General features: G+C 72.4%; 7 protein-coding genes. 3 read left to right on the top strand and 4 right to left on the bottom strand.

What is annotated here, in order from left to right; all coding sequences use genetic code 11:
* The first annotated feature begins 193 nt into the window (after window positions 1–193).
* A complete protein-coding gene (locus PV721_RS37225) occupies window positions 194–964 on the top strand; it encodes a hypothetical protein (protein ID WP_319732333.1) in 771 nt (256 codons plus the stop codon).
* Between the two features lie 206 nt (window positions 965–1,170).
* Window positions 1,171–1,767: a hypothetical protein gene (locus PV721_RS37230; protein ID WP_319732335.1), complete on the top strand. Its 597-nt coding sequence runs from the start codon at window positions 1,171–1,173 to the stop codon at window positions 1,765–1,767.
* Window positions 1,768–1,834: 67 nt separating this feature from the next.
* Here PV721_RS37230 and PV721_RS37235 read toward each other — a convergent pair whose 3' ends face one another.
* Complete coding sequence (locus tag PV721_RS37235; protein WP_319732337.1) at window positions 1,835–2,344, bottom strand: hypothetical protein; 510 nt, start codon at window positions 2,342–2,344, stop codon at window positions 1,835–1,837.
* Window positions 2,345–2,710: 366 nt separating this feature from the next.
* Here PV721_RS37235 and PV721_RS37240 point away from each other — a divergent pair, with 366 nt between their 5' ends.
* Complete coding sequence (locus PV721_RS37240) at window positions 2,711–3,373, top strand: class F sortase (RefSeq protein WP_319732339.1); 663 nt, start codon at window positions 2,711–2,713, stop codon at window positions 3,371–3,373.
* Window positions 3,374–3,401: 28 nt separating this feature from the next.
* On the opposite strand, the gene PV721_RS37245 is transcribed toward PV721_RS37240, so the two are convergent.
* From PV721_RS37245 to PV721_RS37255, 3 genes are all read right to left on the bottom strand, one after another.
* Complete coding sequence (locus PV721_RS37245; RefSeq protein WP_319732341.1) at window positions 3,402–4,298, bottom strand: polysaccharide deacetylase family protein; 897 nt, start codon at window positions 4,296–4,298, stop codon at window positions 3,402–3,404.
* 91 nt (window positions 4,299–4,389) lie between these two features.
* Window positions 4,390–7,695 (bottom strand): bifunctional lysylphosphatidylglycerol synthetase/lysine--tRNA ligase LysX, encoded by a 3,306-nt coding sequence (gene lysX / locus PV721_RS37250; RefSeq protein ID WP_319732343.1) that lies wholly within the window; start codon window positions 7,693–7,695, stop codon window positions 4,390–4,392.
* A 127-nt stretch (window positions 7,696–7,822) separates the two neighbouring features.
* Window positions 7,823–9,010: a CapA family protein gene (locus tag PV721_RS37255; RefSeq protein ID WP_319732345.1), complete on the bottom strand. Its 1,188-nt coding sequence runs from the start codon at window positions 9,008–9,010 to the stop codon at window positions 7,823–7,825.
* Between the last annotated feature and the right edge of the window lie 299 nt (window positions 9,011–9,309).

A 9,309-nucleotide genomic window follows, 5' to 3' on the forward strand; every position in this document is an offset into this window, starting at 1 on the left:
GTGGTACGCGGGGCGGGCCACCGCCGCCGAGGCCGGTGGCCCGCCCCGCGTACCACGCGCCGGCCCGCAAACCGGTGGAGCACCACATCTCGCCGGTGACCTTCACCCTGCTGACCGCGGCTCCCGCGGTGCTCGCGATCGTCGCGCTGCGCCCGCGCTGACCCGCCCCACCTGAAACCGATCGGGAGTCATCTTGTCGGAATGGCTCGTCCTGTCCCTCGCGATGGCCGCGGCCTGTGCCGTGGTGTTGTCCATCGCCTTCTTCAATCACCGCAGGATCGGCGAGAACGACGATCCGAACGAAACCCCGGACGTCATCGAATACATGACGATGATGATCGGCGTGATCTACGCGATCGTGCTCGGCCTGGCGATCGCCGGCGTCTGGGAGGGGCGCGGCGCCGCCCAGGAGTACGTGCGCCAGGAGGCGCAGGCCCTGCACGAGATCAGTGTCCGCTCCGAGGTCTATCCGGCCGAGGTGCGCAAGAAGATCCGGTCCGATGTCAACGCGTACGTGACGTACGTGGTGGACACCGAGTGGAAGGAGATGGCCGAGCACGGCGACCTCACGGACCGCGGCGGTGAGCTGCTGGAACGTATCCGCCGGGACGTCACCGACTACGAGCCGCAGACCGACCACGAGGGGCAGGCGTACCAGCCGCTGGTCGACCAGGTCGCGGTGGCGGACGACGCCCGCAGTGCGCGCGGCCAGAGCGCCGGGGCCACCATGCCGGGGGTGGTGTGGTTCGGGCTGATCGCGGGCGCCCTGGTGACGGTGGGGCTGATCTTCACGCTGCAGATCAGGCGGTCGTTCCGGGAACTGCTGCTGGCCGGCCTGTTCAGCGCGCTCATCGCGTTCCTGCTGTTCCTGATCTGGGACTTCGACGCGCCCTTCGGGCGGGGCATCGCGGCCACCGCCGAACCCTTCCTCGCGCAGTTCCCGCAGCTGGACCTCGGCGGTTGAAAGCCGTCCGACAGGCGGCGGACCGCGCCCGGCAAACCGGGGACGGGCCTCCCGTCCCCGGTTCGGCCTACGGCCATGCCCCATTCGCCCGTTCCTGATCGCGGGTCACCGCACCCGCACCTAGCGTGGCGGACATCGAGGCGCACGACCCCCCACGTGCGGAAAACCGTTCCGCGGCTGCTCCTCGGGGATCCGGAGACTCAACCATGGGTGCGATACGCAGCTCCGTCACCGTTCTGCTCAGCGCCGGCGCCACGGGCGCCGTACTCGCGCTCGGTGCCCTCGGCGCGTCCGGCGCGACCGCGGCCGAGGCCCGGCAGGTCACCTCGTTCGGCTTCACGCTCACCCCCTCCACCGTGGCCCCGGGCGGGCAGACGGTCCTCGCGGTCAGCGGCTGCACCGCCGCCTACGCCACCGCTTCCTCCGGGGTCTTCGACACCGTGAGCATCGCCCGCGGGCAGACCGTGCGGGTCAACGTGGACCGGGACGCCCGGCGCGGGGCCGTCTACTCCGTCTCCTTCACGTGCAACGGGGAGACCGGGTCGGCCGACCTCACGATCGCGGGCGGCACGACCCTGCCGACCACGAGTTCCACGCGGACCGCCACCGTGACCGCCCCAAGGGCCGTCAACCCCACGAACGCCACCGTCGCCGATTCCGCCCGCGGTGTCCGCGGCGGCCTCGGCGGCAGCGTGGCCGGCATGGATCCGGTGGAGCTCGGCGCGGGCGCCGGACTCGTCCTCGCCGCCGCGGGCGGCACCGCGTACGCCCTGCGCCGCAGGGGCTCCGACCGCAGCCACTGAAGAACCCGCCCGTGTTCCCGCTGCCGGGAGCACGGGCGGGGGACGCCTGACCGGGGAGGCCGACCGGTCAGGCCCGGCTGCGGAGCGGACGGCGGCGGCGCACCACGTGGGCCCCCGCGCCGAGCGCCGCGACGCCGACGAGGCCCGCACCGATGGCGGTCTCGGCGGCGGACGGGCCGAAGGAACCGCCGATGCCGCCCTGCGAGGGGTTGCCTTGCAGGATGGTGAAGCGGTGCGTGGCGACCAGGCTGCTGTCGTTGCACCGGACCGACAGCGTGTGGTGGCCGGGCGAGGCATGGTTGAAGATCCGGACGTTCGCGAAGCCGATCGTCCCGGCGGACAGGTTGGCCGGCGGAAAGTTGCCGTGCGAGGTGACGGTACCGCCGTGTCCGCAGCCCGCCGCGCTCACCTGCATCGTGGATCCCTGGTGCACGGCGTACGGGTTGACCGAGATGTTGCTGGGACCGCCGTTCCCGCCCTGACCACCGGGGTTCTGGTTCGCGGAGGCGAACGGGACACTGAGGCCGATCGCGGCGCAGGCTGCCGCCGTCACGGTTAGAGCGCGCAAGACACGCATGGTGGAACCTCCAGCGGGAAGCGCCCCGGAGCGTCGGCCCCGGATGATCGACGAGAACGCCTCCCACGTCGAACCCTCCGGCCGCCCCGCAAGCTCCGCATTTCCGTCTTTGGGCCGCCCGGTTGAGCGACACGCCGAAGCGCGGACGACGGAACTGACGGATCCGCAGGTCACGACCCGTCAGGCATTTATGTGACGATTACCTGGATGGACGCACCTCTTCCGGCCCCCTCCGGCACCGCGGCCACCCGTTCGCACCTTCCCCCCTCGCCGTCCCGCCGACTCGCACTTAGCGTGCGTGAGGTAGGGCGTCCAGGGGCGGGACAGGAACGCGGGTCGGGACCCCCGCGTCGGGAAGGGAGAACGATGGGCGAGGACGAGACCGGGCAGTCACGCAAACGCTCACCGTGGGGCGTACTCGCCCTGGTCATGCTCACCGGCCTCGCCATGGTGCGCAACGGGGTGGACGTCGGTGGCGGACCGCCCCAGCCCACCGCGGCCTCGGCCGTGGCGGTGACGGCCGACCAGCTGCCGGCGAATCCGCCGCTGCCGCCCGCGGGCATGGAGGTGCTGGAGCACTCGTCGGTGCAGCGCATCCGGATCCCCACGATCAATGTGGACGCGCCGGTGATGACGGTCGGGCTGGACGCGCAGGGCTGGATCGACGCCCCGCCGCCGCAGGACCGCAATCTCGCCGGCTGGTACCTCAACGGCATCTCGCCGGGCCAGCGCGGCTCGGCGGTGATCGTGGGTCACGTGGACAACGCGCAGGGCCCGGCGGTCTTCTACGGCCTGGGCTCGGTCAAGCCGGGCCACCGCATCGAGGTGGCGCGGTACGACGGGCGCACGGCCGTGTTCGAGGTCTACGGCGTGGAGGTCTTCTCCAAGGAGGCCTTCCCCGGAGCCCGGGTGTACGGGGACACCGGGCACCCGGAACTCCGGGTGATCACGTGCGGCGGCGGCTACTCGAAGGCCCGGGGCTACGACGGCAACGTGGTCGTCTTCGCCCGCATGGTGGAGGCCCGCTGAGTCGTCACCGGCCCGGACAGGGCCCGGCTCAGCGGGGCGGCAGCGTCGGCAGGGTCATCCGGTAGCCCCGCGCCAGCAGTTGGGGCAGGTACGAGGAGATCGCCTGGACGCTCTGCGAGCGGTTGCCGCCCGCGTCGTGCGACAGGACGATCACGCCGGGTCCCGCGGCGCCGAGGACCCGGGAGATGATCGTGCCGGTCCCGGGTTCCTTCCAGTCCAGGGTGTCCACGGTCCAGGCGAGCGGCTCCATGCCCAGCTCGGCCCCGATCTCGAAGGCGGCCCGGTTCCACGCCCCGTACGGCGCCCGGAACCACACCGGCGCCTCGCCGACGGTCTGCTGGACGACCTCGCTCGTGCGGCCGATCTCGGAGGCGAGGGCGGGCCGGCTGAGCTTGGGGATTAGCGGGTGGGTCCAGGTGTGGTTGCCGATGACGTGCCCTTCGGCGACCATCCGGCGCAGCAGGTTCGGGTTCTCCGCGGCCATCTCCCCGCAGACGAAGAACATGGCGCGTACGCCGTACCGGGCGAGGGTGTCGAGGATGCCCGGGGTGTAGCGGGGGTCGGGGCCGTCGTCGAAGGTGAGGACCATGGCGCTCGCCGTGGCCGCGTCGGCCGGGAGCTCCAGGATGGGCCGGGTCCGGACGGCCGGCTTCAAGGCGGCGGGCCGGGCCGGTGCGTCGGAGGTCATGGGGCGCAGCCGGTAGGCCTTCTCGGGCAGCCCCTGGGGGAAGGCCGCCCCCGGGGCTCCCGCCGCGGGATTCGGCCCCGGCCCGGCGGCGCCACCCGGCGCACCGCCCGCCCGCGGCATGCCCGGCGTACCGCCCTCGCCGCCCGAGGAGACCAGTCCGGCGGCGGCCGCGACCCCGAGGAAGACGGCGGTACGCAGGAGCGCGCGCCGCCCTACTGTCGGCTCGTCATTTTTCATTATCATTACGTATCAACGACATCGCCGCAGATGTCGAGAGGCGCGGACGCGCCCCGTCCCCGTCACCCGCCCGGACCAGCCGGGCGGCCGGTCAGCCGCGCCGCACCAGGGGGAACGGGAGGGTCTCGCGGATCGTCAGGCCCGTGAGGAACATGACCAGGCGGTCCACCCCGATGCCCAGGCCGCCCGTCGGAGGCATCGCGTACTCCAGCGCGTCCAGGAAGTCGTTGTCGAGCTCCATGGCCTCCGGGTCGCCGCCCGCCGCGAGCAGGGACTGGGCGGTGAGCCGGCGCCGCTGCTCGACCGGGTCGGTCAGCTCCGAGTACGCGGTGCCCAGTTCGGTGCCGAAGGCGACCAGGTCCCAGCGCTCGGCGAGCCGCGGGTCCTTGCGGTGCTGGCGGGTGAGCGGGGAGACGTCGGTGGGGAAGTCCTTGTAGAAGGTGGGCAGTTCGGTCTTCTCCTCCACCAGCCGTTCGTACATCTCCAGGACCACGTCGCCACGGGTGTCCTCGGGAGCGTGCGGCACGGCGGCCCGGTCGCACAGCCTGCGTAGCGCCTGTTCCCCGGTGTCGGCGTCGACCTCCTCGCCGAGGGCCTCGCTGATCGCCCCGTACATGGTCTTGACCGGCCAGGACCCGGAGATGTCGTGGACGACGAGCTTCCCGTCCGCACCCGCCTTGTGGGCGACCGGAGAGCCGAAAGCGGCGGTGGCGGCGCCCTGGATCAGTTCGCGCGTGAGGTCGAGCATCACGTCGTAGTCGGCGAAGGCCTGGTAGGCCTCGAGCATGGTGAATTCGGGGTTGTGCTTGTAGGAGACGCCTTCGTTGCGGAAGGTGCGGCCCATCTCGAAGACCTTCTCCATGCCGCCGACGCACAGCCGCTTGAGGTACAGCTCGGGCGCGATGCGCAGGTACAGGTCGAGGTCGTAGGCGTTGATGTGGGTGCGGAAAGGCCGGGCGTTGGCGCCGCCGTGGATCTGCTGGAGCATCGGGGTCTCGACCTCCAGGTAGCCGCGCTCCAGCAGCCCCTGGCGCAGGGCCTGGACGGCGCTGGACCGGGCCCGTACGACGTCCCGTGCCTCGGGGCTCGCGACGAGGTCGAGGTAGCGGCGCCGGACCCGGGCCTCGGGGTCGGCGAGTCCCTTGCGCTTGTCGGGCAGGGGGCGCAGGCACTTGCCGGTGAGCTGCCAGGACCGGACCACGAGGGAGGGCTCGCCGGCCTTGCTGGCACCGGGCTCGCCGCTCACGAGGACGTGGTCGCCGAAGTCGACCTGGGAGGTGAAGGAGTCCAGCACCTCGCTCCCGCTTTCGTCGCGGGTCAGCATCAGCTGTATGTCCCCGGACCAGTCGCGCAGGACGGCGAAGACCACGCCGCCGAGGTCGCGTACCACCATCACGCGTCCGGCGAGGGTGGCTTGTTCACCGGACCGGGCGCCGGGCGGGAGGCCCTGGTGGGCGGCCTTCAGCTGGGCGGCGGTGTGGGTGCGAGGACGGATTCCCACCGGGTAGGGGTCGGTGCCGGCGGCCCGGATGCGTTCCAGTTTGGCGTGGCGGACGCGGACCTGCTCGGGCAGCCGCTCGGCCGCGGCGAGGCCCGCGCCCTCCTCCCCCACGGCGTCCAGCCCCAGGGAGTCGATGGGGGGCAGCCCTTCGGTGGTGGCGGGGTTGGTGAGTCCCTTGGGGTGGCCGTTGCCCCACAGGGTGCGCAGGCTCGGTACGGAGACGAAGCCCTCGGCGATGCCGGAGGCGAGGCTGACCCGGGCGAGCGAGCCGGCGTCCTGGTAGCAGAGGAACCGCGGGTACCACTCGGGGCCGTACTTGACGTTCGAGCGGTACAGCGCCTCCAGCTGCCACCAGCGGGAGAAGAACAGCAGCAGTTTGCGCCACAGCTTGAGGACGGGTCCGGCGCCGATCCGGCCGCCCTCCTCGAAGGCGGAGCGGAAGACGGCGAAGTTCAGGGAGATCCGCCGGACGCCGAGGCCGGGGGCCGCGGCGCACAGCTGGGCGACCATGAACTCCATGACCCCGTTCGGGGCGGCGCGGTCGCGGCGCATCAGGTCGAGGGAGATGCCGTCCTTGCCCCAGGGGACGAAGGAGAGCAGGGCGATCAGTTCGCCCTGCGCGTCGAAGGCCTCGACGAGCAGGCAGTCCCCGTCGGCGGGGTCGCCGAGCCGGTCCAGGGCCATGGAGAAGCCGCGTTCGGTCTCGGTGTCCCGCCAGCGGTCCGCCCGGTCGACGATGGTCCGCATCTCATCCTCGGAGAGGGCCGAGTGACGTCGGATGAGGGTGGTGGCGCCGGCCCTCTTGACCCGGTTGACGGCCTGGCGGGTGACGCGCATGTCGCGGCCGTCGAGGTCGAAGTGGGCGACCTGCAGGATGGCCTCGTCGCCGAGCTGCAGGGCGCTGAGTCCGGAGCGGGCGTAGGCGGTGGCACCGTCCTCGGAGGCGCCCATGACGGCGGGCTGCCAGCCGTAGCGGCCGGCCACGGCCAGCCAGGCGTCGACGGCCGGGGTCCAGGCGGCGGGATCGCCCACCGGGTCCCCGCTCGCGAGGCAGACGCCGGCTTCGACGCGGTAGGTGACGGCGGCCTTGCCGTTGGGGGCGAAGACCACGGCCTTGTCGCGCCGGGTGGCGAAGTAGCCGAGGGAGTCGTTGCGCCCGTAGGCGCCGAGGAGGGCGCGGATGCGGGGTTCCTCGTCCCCGTGCAGGGCGGCGGTCAGCCGCTGGGAGCGGAAGAGGGTGGCGGCCGCGTTCAGCAGGGCGAGGGCGCCGAAGAGGCCGAGCAGGAAGGACAGCGGGCGGGGCGGGCGGCCGTCGAACTGGCGGGCGGAGAAGAGGCCGCCGAAGACCTCCTTGGCGGCCCAGTCCAGCCACTGGCCCTTGGGCAGCGTGCCGGGGAAGAGGGCGACGAGACCCCAGCCCACGAGGACGGCGGCGAGCAGGCCGAGGCCCAGCACGAGCAGGGCGTGCCACAGGGCCCCGGGCCGGGAGGCGGCGTAGAACTCGTCGCGGGCGGCGATCAGCACGGCCATGGCGGCGACGGCGACGCCCATGGAGGGGACGCCGATCCAGTAGTCGCCGACGGCCATGTCCAGCACGTCGTCGAGGATCAGCAGGGCCAAATAGGTGACGACGATCCACCAGGCGACCTTCTTGCGGGTGCCGAGGGCCGCGGCGAGGAGGAAGAGGAACACGGCGTAGGCGAGGTTCGCGCTGACCGGGACGACGATCAGGTCGAGGAACCGCACGACGTGCCGCAGGAGCCGCCGCAGTGCCGGGGAGAGCGCGAGCAGCGCGCACAGCAGGCCGAGGGTCCCGAAGAACGCGCCGAACCCGTCCGGCACCCGGTTGAGGAAGCGGTTCCGGGTCCCGCGCGTCTCCTCCACGGTGGCACTCATGGTTCGCACTGTAGGGAGGGCCGCGCCGGTGCGCGCGCCGAGCGGAACCGGGCATCGCCTCACCTCGGCAGGACGACGGAGCACGCCGGCAGGTGACCGTCGTCCCTTGGGACCGCTCCGTGGGTTCCTACTGGGCGAGGGTGAGGCCGTCCTTGGCGGCGCCGCGGCTGAGCACGGCCTCGATGATGTCGTCCCTGGCGCTTTCGTGGTCGTCCCGGTCGGAGGGCCGTGCGAGGTTGACGACCCGGCCGGCGGACAGGTCCATCATCTGCGGCACGAACTCGGCCTTGGTGACCTGCCAGCGCTGCCCGGCGGCGGCCGGCGGGGCGAAGGTGAAGCGCCCGATCGAGCCGTAGTTGCCCCGCATGTCGCGGGCGCCCGTGTAGTTGAACATCTCGCCCGCGACCTGGTCGCCCATGCCGTAGATGATCCAGGTGCCGTTGACCTTCTCGTAGGGCTGCGGAACGTGCGCGTGCGTGCCGAGGATGATGTCGATGTCCGGCCGGCCGCCGGTTTGCGAGGCGGTCAGCGCCTTGCCGAGCGAGAGCTGGGTCCCGTCCGGCTCGGTCTGCCACTCCGTGCCCCAGTGCACGCTCACCAGCACCACGTCCGCGCCGGCCTTCCGGGCGGCCCGCGCATCCGCGATGATCTTGTCCTGCTTCATCGGGTTGACCGCCCACGGCTGGCCCTCGGGCAGCGGGTAGCCGTTGGTGTCGTAGGTGTACGCGAGGTGCGCCACCTTGGCGGAGCCCGCCGTGTACGTGGTCGCCGTGGCCGCCTCGGCCGCCGTACGGGCCGAGCCGGCGTGCTTCAGCCCGACCCTGTCGAAGCGGTCCAGCGTGCGGCGCAGCCCCGCGGCCCCGTCGTCGAGGGTGTGGTTCGAGGCCGTCGAGCAGCCGTCGTACCCGGCGTCCTTCAGCGCGTCCGCGACCTCCGGCGGGGATTTGAAGGCCGGGTAGCCGGAGAACGGCCCGCCCTCCTCCCCGTAGATGGTCTCCATGTGGCAGAGGGCCAGGTCGGCTGCGGAGACCACGGGCTTGACGCCGGAGAACATCGGCCGGAAGTCGTAGCCGTCCCCGCCGGCGTCGTTCGCCGCGCGCTGGATGACGGAGTTGTGCGGCAGTACGTCTCCGCTCGCGACCAGGGTGAAGCCCTTGCCGGCCGGGGAGCCGGCCGCGCTGGAGGGGGCCGGTCCGTCGCCGTTCCCGAGGCGTGCCGGTGCGGGGGTGCCGGTGCCCGAGCAACCGGCGGCGGCCGCGGACAGGAGGAGGGCCGACAGGAGGGCGACCGCCTGGGGCCGGGTTCGCTTGGTCATCTACCCAGCTCTCATTAGTACGACTATCCGCTATGTGATCACCTGCAATCCATAGAAGTAGACGCTCCAAGTCAAGGAACGGATCCGCACACGGGCACCGGGCCCACCCCAACGGCGGACACCGGCTGAGCCGCCTGCCGTTCGCCGCGCCGTTCGACCGTTCACCGCCCGGCACGGCCGCCCGGCGGACGTCCCGGTGCCTTGGGCGCATCGGCGGGGCGGGACGGTTCCCGGGGGGCTCGCCGCAGGTCAGGGTGGACGGGACGCCTCCCCTACGGACCCCGTACGGACCCCCGGCC

The sequence above is a fragment of the Streptomyces sp. MB09-01 genome (assembly GCF_033794505.1).
GTDB lineage: Bacteria > Actinomycetota > Actinomycetes > Streptomycetales > Streptomycetaceae > Streptomyces.

Excerpts from the sequence above, each read along its gene's own strand:
- PV721_RS37245 (WP_319732341.1), bottom strand. The coding sequence starts at position 4,298 with ATGAAAAATGACGAGCCGACAGTAGGGCGGCGCGCGCTCCTGCGTACC.
- lysX (WP_319732343.1), bottom strand. The coding sequence starts at position 7,695 with ATGAGTGCCACCGTGGAGGAGACGCGCGGGACCCGGAACCGCTTCCTC.
- PV721_RS37240 (WP_319732339.1), top strand. The coding sequence starts at position 2,711 with ATGGGCGAGGACGAGACCGGGCAGTCACGCAAACGCTCACCGTGGGGC.
- PV721_RS37235 (WP_319732337.1), bottom strand. The coding sequence starts at position 2,344 with ATGCGTGTCTTGCGCGCTCTAACCGTGACGGCGGCAGCCTGCGCCGCG.
- PV721_RS37230 (WP_319732335.1), top strand. The coding sequence starts at position 1,171 with ATGGGTGCGATACGCAGCTCCGTCACCGTTCTGCTCAGCGCCGGCGCC.
- PV721_RS37255 (WP_319732345.1), bottom strand. The coding sequence starts at position 9,010 with ATGACCAAGCGAACCCGGCCCCAGGCGGTCGCCCTCCTGTCGGCCCTC.